At 38.3% G+C, this 13,918-nt stretch carries 13 protein-coding genes; 9 read left to right on the top strand and 4 right to left on the bottom strand.

All coding sequences use genetic code 11. The annotated features are described in order from the left end of the window. Together BMZ99_RS13955 and BMZ99_RS13950 are read right to left on the bottom strand one after the other, a co-directional pair. Positions 1 to 229 (bottom strand): helix-turn-helix domain-containing protein (locus tag BMZ99_RS13955; RefSeq protein ID WP_139214769.1); only part of this gene is annotated, 229 nt, incomplete at its 3' end. A 105-nt stretch (positions 230 to 334) separates the two neighbouring features. After that, complete coding sequence (locus BMZ99_RS13950) at positions 335 to 592, bottom strand: hypothetical protein (protein ID WP_090938350.1); 258 nt, start codon at positions 590 to 592, stop codon at positions 335 to 337. A gap of 1,002 nt (positions 593 to 1,594) precedes the next feature. Between BMZ99_RS13950 and BMZ99_RS13945 the strand changes: the two genes are divergently transcribed. Together BMZ99_RS13945 and BMZ99_RS13940 are read left to right on the top strand one after the other, a co-directional pair. Next, a complete protein-coding gene (locus BMZ99_RS13945) occupies positions 1,595 to 1,888 on the top strand; it encodes a hypothetical protein (RefSeq protein WP_090938347.1) in 294 nt (97 codons plus the stop codon). Between the two features lie 322 nt (positions 1,889 to 2,210). Continuing rightward, positions 2,211 to 3,365: a glycerophosphodiester phosphodiesterase gene (locus BMZ99_RS13940; protein WP_090938344.1), complete on the top strand. Its 1,155-nt coding sequence runs from the start codon at positions 2,211 to 2,213 to the stop codon at positions 3,363 to 3,365. 228 nt (positions 3,366 to 3,593) lie between these two features. Here BMZ99_RS13940 and BMZ99_RS13935 read toward each other — a convergent pair whose 3' ends face one another. Then, on the bottom strand, positions 3,594 to 4,214 hold the full coding sequence (locus BMZ99_RS13935; protein WP_090938341.1) for a methyltransferase: 621 nt from the start codon (positions 4,212 to 4,214) through the stop codon (positions 3,594 to 3,596). Positions 4,215 to 4,473: 259 nt separating this feature from the next. Continuing rightward, complete coding sequence (locus BMZ99_RS13930) at positions 4,474 to 5,361, bottom strand: MurR/RpiR family transcriptional regulator (RefSeq protein WP_090938337.1); 888 nt, start codon at positions 5,359 to 5,361, stop codon at positions 4,474 to 4,476. A 318-nt stretch (positions 5,362 to 5,679) separates the two neighbouring features. Between BMZ99_RS13930 and garR the strand changes: the two genes are divergently transcribed. The 7 genes from garR (at position 5,680) to BMZ99_RS13895 (ending at position 13,838) form a co-directional block, all read left to right on the top strand. After that, a complete protein-coding gene (gene garR, locus BMZ99_RS13925; protein WP_090938334.1) occupies positions 5,680 to 6,573 on the top strand; it encodes a 2-hydroxy-3-oxopropionate reductase in 894 nt (297 codons plus the stop codon). Between the two features lie 79 nt (positions 6,574 to 6,652). Further along, entirely contained in the window at positions 6,653 to 8,086 is a 1,434-nt protein-coding gene (locus BMZ99_RS13920; RefSeq protein ID WP_090938331.1) for a four-carbon acid sugar kinase family protein, read from the top strand. Between the two features lie 17 nt (positions 8,087 to 8,103). Further along, a complete protein-coding gene (locus BMZ99_RS13915; protein WP_090938328.1) occupies positions 8,104 to 8,946 on the top strand; it encodes a class II fructose-bisphosphate aldolase in 843 nt (280 codons plus the stop codon). A gap of 42 nt (positions 8,947 to 8,988) precedes the next feature. Then, positions 8,989 to 10,326, top strand: coding sequence for a GntP family permease (locus BMZ99_RS13910; protein ID WP_090938326.1), 1,338 nt, complete (start codon positions 8,989 to 8,991; stop codon positions 10,324 to 10,326). A gap of 176 nt (positions 10,327 to 10,502) precedes the next feature. Further along, the gene (locus tag BMZ99_RS13905) at positions 10,503 to 11,087 is read left to right on the top strand and encodes a beta-class carbonic anhydrase (protein WP_090938323.1); all 585 of its coding nucleotides are present in this window, start codon (positions 10,503 to 10,505) and stop codon (positions 11,085 to 11,087) included. A 443-nt stretch (positions 11,088 to 11,530) separates the two neighbouring features. Further along, positions 11,531 to 12,064, top strand: a complete 534-nt coding sequence (locus BMZ99_RS13900; protein WP_090938321.1) for an ECF transporter S component — start codon at positions 11,531 to 11,533, stop codon at positions 12,062 to 12,064. Between the two features lie 259 nt (positions 12,065 to 12,323). Further along, on the top strand, positions 12,324 to 13,838 hold the full coding sequence (locus BMZ99_RS13895; protein WP_090938319.1) for an FGGY-family carbohydrate kinase: 1,515 nt from the start codon (positions 12,324 to 12,326) through the stop codon (positions 13,836 to 13,838). The last annotated feature ends 80 nt before the right edge of the window (positions 13,839 to 13,918 follow it).

Below are 13,918 nucleotides of genomic sequence, written 5' to 3'. Positions count from 1 at the left end.
CGTCTTCTTTAAAGTAGCCAAGGATAAAAGTTTTGATAGTATCAGTAATGATTTCAGGTTCTCTTTGGTAGTTTTTTCGCACTTCTGGATGAGTAGCGCCTTCGCAGTATTTTTTAACAGTCTGTCTTGATACGCCAAGGTCTTTTGCGATGGCGCGTATGGATTCTCCATCTGAATAACGGGCACGAATCGCTGAATAAATGTCCACCTCAATAATCACACCTTTCATTCCTCCCTGCAAAACATTTGATAATATTCTACAGGATTTTTATGATAGGTGGTAAACTAATTCAATATCAATATGACTTGAAGTGGTACACTTTTAGAATATCATTCACATTATTTCGCTAGGAAGCTCAAAAGCCTGTTCTTTAATAATTTGCTCTAATAAATTATTAATAAAGATGTTAGAAGATTTTGCAGTACAATAAGATTTAAAATACATCGTAAATATTATCGTTGCATCTCTTAGAACGAAGTCTATTTTTGATGTCCAACGTGGTATAGGGGTTTCTTCATTTGGACATTGATTATCAGGATCGTACTCAACCTGATGGTGAATTTTTATAAAGATCGAATCGTTGTTAGTCATTATAATTTCTCCAATCTAATACTTTATTATTTATTTCAAAGATTTTTTAAAATTAGTTTTGTTAGTCTAACACTATTTTTAGTGAAAGCAAAAATAAATTATCCAAGATCGCTTAATCTAAAAGGAGGTTTGTCTAACACTTTATTTTTACTCAGCAACAAAATCAAAGCGGCATTGACAGCTTTTAGACTTTTGGCCGTTTTATGCTTCCATTTTTGATTTTCGGCCGATTTATGGTTCCATGTAGAATATAAAAGAAGATAAACTAGCCACTATTTAAAGAACTTTAGGCCAAGTTATGCTTCTTTTTTTGGCCACTTTATGGTTCCAGTAACATAGATAGATCTATCTATACTAGGTGGAGGTTTTGCTTTATGAAAGCAACTTGTCGCCAATGTAGAATTGAGTTTCAAAAAGAAGAAAAAGAAATTCGACGACAATGAAAAGAGAGGCGAGATGATTGAAAAACGCCTGCAAAGTAGTTTGACTTTGCAGGCGTGGTATGTAGATATTTTGCGACTTTCCTTCTGCTTTTTTTCTTGCAATTCAGATGAAAAGTAATATAATTAGGAATAGATGGAAATTATAAAGTCGCCGTGTCCTAAGAGTGTCTCACCACTCTTAGGCACGAGCAGGTGTATAGGCACCTACACGTAACAGTTACCTGTCTACGACGACAATTCTTATTATACCGTGAACTTTCCCCAAAAACAAGGGATGGTATGTTCGGGATACTAGGTATTACGTGCCTTGACAGTGGCTGAGCGTCTGCATGCAATCAAGAAGCAACAAAGCGCATGTGTAGGTTGAAAAGACCTCGCATGCGCTTCATAATTTCCCTCTTAAACAGGCTGTGTGTTGATTTCTTCTATCCGCAAATACGGATAGAAGAAACCTCATGCAGTATGAAGATGGGGGGATATACATTGGTATCAGTAGAAGGTAAGAGAAAAAGTCGAGTCTATTTAAGCAGTAGCCCAGTATGTGGCGGGGGTTGCGAATATGAGTGTTTTTGAAACGGCGACCCAAGAAGTACGGAGCATTCATAATGAAAATACGTTAAGAAGGCTAGAGTATGTATCAGCTGATTATTATTGGGCACAAGAAGAAATTAAGCAGCTAAAAGAATTGTTAGCAAAGACGTTGCCAGTAGAAGAGATGAAAAAAATAGAGCAATTGCATGATAAATTTAAGTTGCAAGAAGGGATTGCAGGGGAGATTTATTATAACCAGGCATTTTCCGATGCGATACGATTTATCATACAGTCTTTGACATGGGGACCTGTTAGAAGGTAGATCAATATCGTTGTTTTTGCAAGGTTTAGTAGGGATAGCTGCGGTGGAGGGGAATGAATCCAGACACAAGTGCTGGAGCCATAATTCACGTATATGGAGAAGAAATTTATGGATCAAGGGGGACGGTGGTATTGTCTTAGAGGAAAATCCTAAAAGGTACTAAAGACAGTTCCACCGTCCCCTTGTCTCTGGTAAGATTTTTTCCTACGCAAAAATAAGTGATTTTTCCTACTGAAAAATAGGTTATTTTCTGATGTTTGAATTGTCAATATAATGCGACAATTTAAACATCGTAGTTTTTACAAGAGAAGGAGAGTGTTGTATGAAAAACAATAAACGAGCTTGGAAACGTTTTCTATTAGCAGGATTGGCAGCAACAGTATTGTCCGCAGGGATAAATATTGTTGATATGAAAGCAGCACATGCAAAAGTAAAATTTGATGTGTTTGACTTCGAAGCACACCGTGGCGGTCGTGATGCTCGTCCGGAAAACACGCTAGTTTCTTTTGCGTATGCTATGGAAATGGGGGCAACTACCCTGGAGATGGATATGCAAATGACAAAAGACGGCCATATCGTTATTAGCCACAATCCTGTGATGAATCCAAATATCGCAAAAGGTCCTGATGGACAATATGTAAAGGCTGGTATGTATGATATCCGTACTATGACTTTGGCTGAAGTAAAACAGTTTGATATTGGTACTATGAATCCGGCTGCTGGGGATTATTATGAAGGACATGGCAAAACCCAGGTATCTGTACCTGGTACTGAAATGCCAACCTTAGAAGAAGTCTTTGAATTAGCTAATTCTTATGGCAATGACAAAATATGCTTCAATATAGAAACTAAATCATATGCGGATCCATTGGATCCCGGTTATAAAAACAATCCTGATCCAAAGAAATTTGTTAATGCTGTAAATGAGATTGTTAAAAAATATCACATGGAAGATCGCGTAACTCTTCAGTCTTTCGATTGGAGAACACTTTCAATCATGAAAAAGGTCAACCCTAATATTACTCTTGTTGCTTTATCCAGCGAGCAAGAATCGTGGGGTCGTCAAGAAGGTTGCTATCTTAAAAAAGGTGAAAAGAAAGCATCTCCTTGGTTGGGCGGCTTAAACATTAATGATTTCAATGGCGATTATGTAAAAGCGGCTCATGCTATTGGTGCTGACGTTGTATCCCCATACTGGGAGGAATTGTCCCCTCAATTAGTAAGTGAAGCACATGCCCTTGGTATGAAAGTTGTGCCTTGGACTGTAAATGATCCTAAAGTAATGGGCATGTTAGTTGATATGGGTGTTGATGGTATTATCACTGATAAGCCTTGGGTTGGCAGAGAGGTTTTGACTAAAAAAGGTATTGAATTACGTCAACCAACTGTTAATGAAAGAAGCCCTTACCATACTGGTACTGCTGTTAATAATGTAGAAACTAAGAAACTCGCTAACGGTGGAGATGCTGCCATCTAATCCTCTAATAGATCCAGACACAAGAGTTAGAGCCATAATTCACGTATATGGAGAAGAAATTTAATTAAACCCGCGAATTGCGCGGGTTTTTTGCTGTTTATATGGGGTAGGTGGTTAATGCAGCCGCTCCATGGCAACATCTATGTAATTTTCATATAAAGAGTATTTTTACATTTATAATTAGTTATAAGAAATGTTTATATAAGTTTAATGAAAGCATGATCTCAATTAAGCATGCGTTTTATAATCCAGTCTATACACGAACAAATTATGGCGTGGATCATTATCATATAAAAAAGGTAATTTTATTTCATTCCATAGTATAAAGGGAGTCCTGCTTTCTAGAAAGTATATATACTCATAGGATGGGTAATACAAGATAAGATCTGCTGTTCTTTCATAGCCTTCTATAGAATTTACAATATTTCCGATAACCTTTGTAAATATTTGTATAGAAAAAGGGTTAAAGAAGTAGAATTTATTATCGGAGGGATTTATATAATATTCTTCTGCAAAGGTATTTACAAAATGGATTTTGTTTATTTTCTTTTTATGTTTCTTTAAATAATTTTTTTTATTATCGATAGCTTGTTTATAGAAGAAGGTATTCATTTCTATACCTGTGACAGTGGAATTAAAAAAGTGATTGATGTAAAAGTTAAGCCTTCCTTTGCCGCATCCAAAGTCGACGATATTATCTTCTTCTGTTAATTTATACTGCTTAGATAATATTTCTAATACAGAGTATTCGGTAGGTTCATATCTATTATAGTGTGGTGATTCATTGAATATTTTTTGTTCTCCTGAGGTTTTAATATTTAATATTTTTTCATAATATTGTTCGTCCATTAACATTCCTTTCTAACTTTGAATTCTAGTAAAGTTAAGTAACTACTTTTAAAGTATATAGTTATAAAATGCATAGAGCAAAGTATGAGTTAGGTATCAGTTTTATGATTCAGCTTAAGAAAGGGCACATTGAAATTTTTCAATGTGCCCTTTCTTAAGCTGAGTTTTCAATAGAATCATGAGTGTGGTGGTTAAAAAATGTATCAGATTAGAAACGGATATATGAGATTTGCTGAGTCGTTTGATCAAAATCGTTTAGTTAAGGTAATGGCTTTTTCGCAACATAAATAGCTTTGCGGGAACGATAGATTGAATCTTTGCCCATATCACCAAGCCGTAAACTTACCGACACAAAGATCATATCCAGAATAACCAGCTGAAGAATGCGAGAAACCATGGCATCTGTATAATATTTGAGCTGATTCGTAGAACTAAATAGTGCAATATCAGAAAGTTTAGCTAAACTTGAGTTAATATAACTCGTAATGCAAATAATTTTAGTGTTCTGTTTCTTTGCATTTTCTGCAATTTCCAATACTTCACGGCTTTCTCCTGTATGAGAGATAAGCACAACAATATCTGCATGGGAAAGATGTGCTGCTTGAATCATCATTAAATGAGAATTTGAGTGGGTTGTTACATTTAAACCTAAACGCAGGAATTTGTGGTAAGCGTCAAGAGCTATGACATCTGAGCCGCCAGAACCATAAAAAAGCAATTTATCTGCTCTTGTAAAGAGTGTGACGACAGCTTCAATGGATATTGGATCAATTAAAGTTTTAAGATCATTTATGGCAATTGAGGCTGATTGTATGACTTTCTGATTAATGGTAGCTACGTCATCATCTGCACTGATATCTTGGTAGCCATCTTCGATTTTAAGTTTATGCAAGGATTTTTGGTCATACGATATTTCGGTAATCTCATGTGCCATATCAATACGAAAAACTTGAAAAGAAGTATAACCTAACTTTTTTATAAAACGCATAACAGTAGTTTCACTTACATTACAGTTTTTAGCTAGTTCGCTTATTGTAGCCATAACGGCATGTTTTTGATCATTTAATATATGATCGGCTATTACTTTTTGACTTACCGATAACGTATTGTATTTATGACGTATTTCAGTAAACGGTTTATTGGTCATATGTTTCACCTCGGAAGGTTATTGATATAAAGAATAAAAACGTATCGACTTTTAGCATAAAGTAAAATTATAACTATTGCAATACTAATTACGAAAAAATATTACGATTTATCATTGACAAGTAAATTTAATCTTGCTAATATTAAATCAATTCTTATAGTTAAAAAATAACTACATCAATTGATTGATAGTTAAAAACAAACTAAATAGTGGAAGTGAGCATACAATATTACTAGTTTTGCGGAATATGCCTAGTGCAAAGAAAATATCACAGCCGCTGATGTTGTATGCTGTTTTATAAAAAAAGGAGGCTAAAAAATGAAAAAAGTTGGTTTTGTTGGATTGGGGATTATGGGTAAACCTATGGTGTTGAATTTACTAAAAGCTGGTATTGATACTACAGTTTATGATATCAATGCAAAAGCAGTCGAAGCATTAGTAGAAGCTGGAGCGAAAGCAGCAGTTTCACCCAAAGAACTTGCAGCTGGCAGTGATGTTGTTATTACAATCGTGCCGAATGCAGCAATTGTCGAGTCACTTTTAGAAGCGGAAGATGGCATCTTAGCCGGCGTAAAACCAGGTACTATTATTGTTGATATGAGTTCAGTATCTCCAGTAGCTTCTCAAAAATTTGCTGCAGCTGTAGAAAAGCATGGCTGCTCATTCCTTGATTCACCAGTAAGTGGCGGGGAACCTGGTGCTATCAATGGAACTCTGGCCTATATGATTGGAGGCGACGAAGCGGTTGTCGAAAAAATTAGAGATGTTTTCTTGGCAATGGGGAAATCAATTACAGTTGTAGGTCCGAATGGCAGCGGCTCGGTTGCAAAATTGGCAAATCAAGTTATTGTTAACTTAAATATTGCTGCAGTAGCTGAAGCACTAGTGCTTGCACAAAAAGCTGGTGCTGATCCAGAAAAAGTTTACCAAGCAATCCGTGGTGGTCTTGCAGGCAGCGTGGTACTTGATGCAAAAGCTCCTATGATGTTCAATCGTGACTTTAAACCAGGCGGGACACTTGCAATTAACTTAAAAGATATAACAAATGTTATGGACACTGCACAAAGTCTTGATGTTCCTTTACTGCTTACCAGCCAATTAAAGCAAATTATGCATAGCTTAAAAGCAGATGGTCATATTATGGACGATCATAGCGGAATTGTTCAATTCTATGAAAAAGTAGCTGGTGTAGAAGTTAAAAAAGGCAGCTAATACTGGTTAAAATTGATTAAAGCGGAATAGGTGGATACAAAACCGTCTATTCCGTAATAGGTATGAGGAGAGTGTCGTAATGGAAACAGTGCTGAAATCTGAAATTTTTTCTAGAATTCCGGAAATTGATGAAGTTAAGGTTAATGCAAAAATAGCTGAAGCTTTGCAAAACTTCGATAAAAAAATCATTGTACTGGATGATGATCCGACGGGAATACAAACAGTGCATGGGATATCGGTATATACTGATTGGTCAAAGGAAAGCATTGAGGCTGGTTTTAAAGAAGATAATACAATGTTTTTTATTTTGACTAATTCCCGCAGTTTTACTGAAGAAGAGACAGCCAAGGCGCATCAGGAAATGGCCGCTAACATTTTGGAAATATCCAAGAAAGTTGGCAAAGATTTTATGGTTATCAGCAGAGGTGATTCTACTTTACGCGGACATTATCCTCTCGAAACGAAAGTGCTGAAAGACACGCTCGAAACAGACAGCACGACGCAGATTGACGGCGAAGTACTGATGCCGATCTTTAAAGAAGGCGGACGCTTCACTATCGGCAATGTACATTATGTACAAGAAGGTGATTACCTGACGCCAGCTGGTGAAACTGAGTTTGCTAAAGATAAAACCTTTGGTTATGCCAGTTCTAATTTAGGTGACTATATCGAAGAAAAAACTAAGGGGCAATATAAAGCAAAAGATGTTACTTATATTTCCTTAGACAGCATTAGAAATTTTGACATTGATGGAATTGCTAAACAATTAGCTCAGGTTTCTAATTTTGGCAAAGTGGTTGTCAATGCTGTTGATTACGTAGATGTAAAAGTCTTCTCTATTGCACTCATCCAAGCTATGGCTGCAGGCAAGAAATTTATGTTCCGGACAGCAGCTGCCTTTACTAAAGTAATTGGCGGAATAAGCGATAAAGCACTGCTTGTCAAAAAAGATTTGGTTAGCCAAGACAGCAGTGCAGGCGGTCTTGTTATTATTGGTTCTCACGTAAAGAAGACAACGGAGCAGTTTGAAGAGCTGAGAACTTTAGATTTTGTAAACTTCATTGAATTTAATCATCTTTTAGTTCTTGAGCCTCCTGCTGTATTAGAAGCTGAAATTAGCCGTATCGTTAAAACCGCGGACGTGCACATTCAAAATGGAGAAACGGTAGCCGTTTATACCGGCCGCAAACGTTTTGAACTTGGTGCTGAAAATAAGGAAGAGGAGTTAAAAGTAGCCGTAAAAATCTCGGATGCTGTGACAAGTATTGTACAGCGTATAAAAGTTAAGCCGAGTTTCTTGATTGCGAAAGGCGGCATTACATCCAGTGATGTAGGGACAAAGGGTTTATCTGTGAAAAAGGCAACTGTAGCTGGTCAAGTAAAACCTGGAATACCTGTATGGCTTACTGGCAGTGAAAGCAAATTTCCTGGACTTCCGTATATTATCTTTCCAGGAAACGTCGGAACAAAAACGACTTTGAAAGAAGTTGTTGAAATGCTTGGCAAACAATAAAGGTAAGGAGTAAAACTATGCTGACAACGTTAAGTACTTTGCTGGAAACGGCAAAGCAGGAAAAGAGGGCGGTTGGCGCTTTTAATGTATATAATCTAGAGACTATTCTGGCAGTAGTTGAGGCAGCCAACCGCCTAAAATCCCCCGTAATTATTTCTTTTGGAGAGGGATATTTTTCTCATGCACCAGTAGAAGCTATTGCTGCTATTGTCAAAGAAATTTGTACTCCGCTTGCTATTCAGGTTGTGCTGCACCTTGACCATGCGAAAGAGTTAAAATCAATTGCCCGTGCCATCCGCGCTGGTTTTACCTCCGTAATGTATGATGGTTCAGCGCTTCCACTTTGCGAAAATATTAAAAATACAAAGCATATTGTGGAATATGCTCATGCGGTGGGTGTGAGCGTAGAAGGCGAACTTGGCTATATGAATAATGAAGATGGTACTTTTGAGGAGGGGCTGGATTTAGAAAAAGGCTACACTAGCGTGCAAGATGCTGCCGAGTATGTTGCTAGTACAGGGATTGATGCCTTAGCTGTGGCTATCGGTAATGCCCATGGTATTTATAAAGGAAAACCTACACTTGACTTTGTTCAGCTTGGTAAAATTGGACAAGCCGTTCCTGTTCCGATTGTTTTACATGGATGTTCAGGTATACCTGATGATTATCTTCGCAAAGCAGTGTCGTTGGGCGTTTCCAAAATTAATGTAAATACAGAAATATCTACTGGGGCAGTACTATCGGCAAGAAAATTTTTAGCCCAAAATACAGCAAAAGATTTACGTTTTGAAACCGTGCTAATGGATGCACGTCATTCTATGAGTGCGACAGTTGAGCGGTTTATAAAACTCTTAAGCTAAAGTGATGTAAATAATCTTAAAATCTAGTTGGAGGGTTTAATCATGAGTGATGTAACGTATTTAGTGATTTGTCTCCTTGCTGCAATTGCTTTAATTGTATTTCTTATTATGAGAGTAAGGTTGAGCGCATTTGTTGCATTAACTATTTCTGGTCTTACACTTGGTATTTTATCAGGTATGCCTCTTGAGAAAATTGCAGCTTCCTTTCAGGCTGGTATGGGAAATACGTTAGGATTTCTTGCAACCGTTCTTGGTCTTGGAACAATTCTTGGAAGGATGCTTGAGGTTTCAGGGGGGGCACAGCGTTTAGCAAAAACGTTAATTAAAGCGTTTGGTGAAAGAAACGCTCATTGGGCCATGATGTTTGTCGCCTTTATTTGTGGTATTCCTGTATTTTTCCAAGTTGGTTTTGTATTATTGATTCCAGTTATGTTTAGTATTGCCATTCAAACTAAGATGTCACTAATAAAAATCGGAATTCCCGTTGTAGCCGGTTTGATAGTAGTGCATGGTTTGGTACCTCCGCATCCGGCTGCCTTAGCAATTGTTGGTACACTTAAGGCAGATGTTGGAGCAACGATTATTTATTCTCTGCTTATCGGATTACCTGCGACAATTATAGCCGGACCAATTTTTGGCAACATAATATCGAAGTATGTTAAAGCTAACCCGCCGGAACAGCTTTTTAAAAGTGAACTTATACCAGATGAAAAGCTGCCGGGATTTGCAACAACACTCTTTACAATTCTTTTACCAATGATCATCATGGTAGTAAAAACAATTGCTGAACTAGTCTTACCGAAAGGTGCACTATTTTTACCGTTGATATCATTCTTAGGAAATCCGATTACAGCACTTTTGATTTCAGTAGTTTTCTCCTATTTTACCCTTGGATTTTCAAGAGGCTTGAAGAAAGAAGACATTTTAAAAATAACCGATGGTTGTTTCGGACCAGTAGCAGGCATACTGCTCGTTATCGGTGCAGGAGGAGCATTTAACCAGGTTCTGCAGGACAGCGGAATAGGCAAAGCATTAGGCGGAGTTCTTACCAGTCTTCATATGAATCCGATACTATTAGCATGGATTATTGCTCTTATCATGAGATTTGCTGTAGGTTCCACTACGGTTGCCATGGTTACCGCTGCTGGTATCATTCTTCCAATGATGCCTAGCTTTCCGAATCTTAATCCTTCACTTTTATGTGTAGCGATTGGGGCGGGCGGAGTTGGACTCTCACACGTAAATGACTCAGGATTCTGGATCGTTAAAGAATACTTTGGAATGTCCGTACAGGATACTTTTAAAACATGGACACTTTCTACCACGATTGCTTCTGTCGTTGCTTTTGCGGGCGCAATGCTATTTAATATGTTTTTGTAAGTTGATATGAGAGTCTACCGCAAAGTTGCGGCAATCGCAAACTTTTATGCATGTAGATAGCAGCAGTCATTTTTAAGGCTGCTGCTATTTTTTCCAATGCCAGCAACTAAGGGGAGAGTAAAAACTGATTTTGCATTTGTGAGAATATACAAATACTATTTTTGGGGGGGAGAATAATGACGACATTAGCGCAAATAGTACAAGCAAATAGAGAATTTGTTAAGGAATTCGCTGGACAGCATTTATATGAAACGGGGCATGCCATTAGTAAGTTTCCCAATCGGCATTTAGCCATATTTACTTGTATGGATACTCGCTTAGTCGATTTTCTTGAACCAGCCATGGGGATAAAACGAGGAGAAGTTAAGATCATAAAAAATGCAGGAAATACAATTACTGATCCCTTTGCCTCCAGCATTCGCAGTTTACTAGTAGCTATTTTTGAACTAGGAGTTAAAGAAATTATGGTTATCGGTCATTTGGATTGTGGCATGTCTCATAGCAATGCAGAAGATTTAACTAAAAAAATGCTAATGCGAGGCATTTCTGCTGATGCTATCAAAATGGTAGAAGAGGAACTAAAGATCTGGCTGGATCACTTTCATGATCCAGTTGAAAATGTAAAAGCGACAGTCTATAAAATTCGTTCCAATCCCTTGATACCCAAAGATGTACCTGTACATGGCTTGATTTTTAATCCGGATAATGGTGTTATTGAAATTATAGAAGATGGTTATCAACTCATCGAAAGATGTTCATAATCTGCAACCTATCACGGTAAGGAACAGCACAAGATAGCGTTGCTTAAGATGTAGTTGCAAGCTTAAAATATGTGAATGAATCATTTAAGAGCACTTATTTCAATGAGTGCTCTTCTCATCAAGTAGGTTATTAACTAAAAAGATATGCTGTACAATGATTTGTACGGTGATCTTTTATCAAATAATTTATTCTGCTTATGGATGAAGAACGAATTTATTTAAGCAGGTATTATCGTTAAAATATAGCATATTACCCTGTACTCATTTACTTACAAAATGAAAGCTTGTATCATAAGAGTTGCATCAAATTAATTCCTGTGATATCTTATATATATTTAGCAACTTCAGTGATTATTTTTTTGTTGCTAAGTTATGGATAAAGAGGCTATGCTACTGGCGGTAGTAAAGTCAACATTTTAGAAGGGAAAGGTAGGAGACCCAATATGGAACAACAATCCTTCAGTCAAACAAAGCAACTAGTCTATGCAGCATTGGGCATTGCCCTCGTTTTTATTTGTACGGTATTTGTAAATGTTCGTCTTCCCATTGCCGCTAATGGCGGTTTAATTCATTTAGGGAATGTGCCTCTCTTTATTATTGCCATTCTTTACGGACGTCGGTTTGGCGCTTTGGCGGGAGGAATCGGCATGGCTCTTTTTGATGTGGTGGGCGGCTGGTTTTTATGGGCTCCTTTTACTCTTGTTATTGTTGGTCTTATGGGGTATACGGTGGGCGCTATCTGCGAAAAGCATCGTACCTTAACGGCTTATGTTCTCGCCTTGGCGGCGGCTTGTCTTATTAAGGTGGTTGGTTATTATGGTGCCGAATGGATTATTTATGGCAATTGGCTGGCACCGATGGCATCGATTCCCGGTAATCTCGTTCAGATTGGTGTGGCGTCAGTTGTCGTCTTGCCTATCGTGGCGAAGTTGAGAAAGCATGCAGCTATTTATTCCTGGGCAGGAAGCCGTAAATAATTAGTGTAAATCTAAAGATTGTGCTGGGATAACCTGTAGGAGAGAAATCTCTTACAGGTTATTTTATTGCATAATCAGTTTTAAGGTAAAAAATGCTCTCATTGTTCAATAATCAAATATTTTCCCAGGAATTTACCCTGAGATAGCGAATGTAAACAGTTGAATTAATTTATTTTACATTTTAAATGATAAAATAAAAAGAGCCATGAAAATAGAAGAAATTTTCGGAATTGGTTGGCTACATACAGGAGGCGTGCAAATGGCGGAGCAATATTATATTAGTTTTGATGCAGGAACGCAAAGTGTAAAAGTGACGGTATACAATGAAAATATGGAATGCGTAACGAAAGTATCCAATCAGACGACGCTGACCTATCCTCATCCCGGATGGGTTGAGATGGATGCGGATGAATATCTTGCACTGACTAAACTAGGCATGAAACAGTGTATGACGCAGTTAAAAAAGCAGGGGATTGATCTTGGGCTGATCAAGGCTATTATGGGGGATGGAATTATTTGCGGGATTGTCGGCATCAATGAGGATGGCAAGGCAATTACACCTTACATAAATTATTTGGATTCACGAACGCAGAGTGATGCTGCAGTACTTAAAGAACTTGATCTCGACATATGGGGCAAAGAAACAGGCAATGCCGATCCACTTTGTATGTTTCCAGCCTTGCATGCCCGCTGGCTGTTAGCCAATAATAAAGAATTTCAGGATAGGGGGAAGAAATTTGTCCATAATACACCGTATATCCTGCTCAATCTTGCCGGCTTAAAGAGCAGCGATGCTTTTATTGACTGGGGGACAATGTCAGGGTGGGGATTGGGTTATAAAGTATATGACAAAGAATGGTCTGATGAACAGCTAACTATATTGGGAATCGATAAAGGCTATATGCCAAGGATCGTAAAGCCGTGGGATATCATCGGGACTTTATCGGCTGAAGCAGCGCTAGAAACGGGTTGTCCTGCGGGGATCCCTATCTGTGCTGGAGCCGGTGACACTATGCAATCCATGCTGGGCAGCGGGGTTTTTGAAGCTAATAAGGCCGTAGATGTTGCTGGTACTTGTGCGATGTTCTGTGTCTCGACAACAGGGATCATTCCAGAACTGAGCCGCAAAGGGAGCGGTCTGATCTTCAATAGCGGTACATTGGAAAATACATATTTTTATTGGGGATTTGTGCGAACTGGCGGGTTGGCACTGCGTTGGTTTAAGGACAGTATCTGCCAGCAGGTCGATGATGACAGTTATTATGAAACGTTAAGTCAAGGTGCTGCCAAAGTTGCCCCGGGCTGCAACGACGTGATCTTTTTGCCGTACTTAACCGGCGGATATGACGAATATTCCAAGGTAAGAGGCTGTTTTCTGAACATGACCCTGGACACGGACCAATTTGTCTTGTGGCGCGCAGTACTTGAGGCTATCGCTTTTGACTACCGGGAAATCACTGATACCTACCGCCAGGCAGGCATCGAAATCAATAGAATAACCATTACCGAAGGAGGCAGTTGCGATGCGCTTTGGAATCAGATTAAAGCCGATGTAATGAACAGTGAGGCAATCACCTTGGAGATTTCCGGCGGTGCAGTACTGACAAATTCCATCATTGCGGCCTATGCAACGGGTGCGGAATGTGACTTGAAAGAGTTGCTCACCAGAAATTTGAAAATAACCCATACCTATAGTCCTGACAGCAAAAATTCGAAGATCTACAAGCAGCAGTCGCTGAAGCAAAAAGATTTATTGAATAAATTAGGTCACTAAGTCGCTGGCAAAGATTGAAAGAGGCAAGCCATACAGGCAACTGCAGGGCTTGCTTTTAAGGGAATAGTTGAAGAATATAG

Source organism: Pelosinus propionicus DSM 13327 (assembly GCF_900114615.1).
Taxonomy (GTDB): domain Bacteria; phylum Bacillota; class Negativicutes; order DSM-13327; family DSM-13327; genus Pelosinus; species Pelosinus propionicus.
This window is presented reverse-complemented; position numbering and strand designations above follow the sequence as displayed.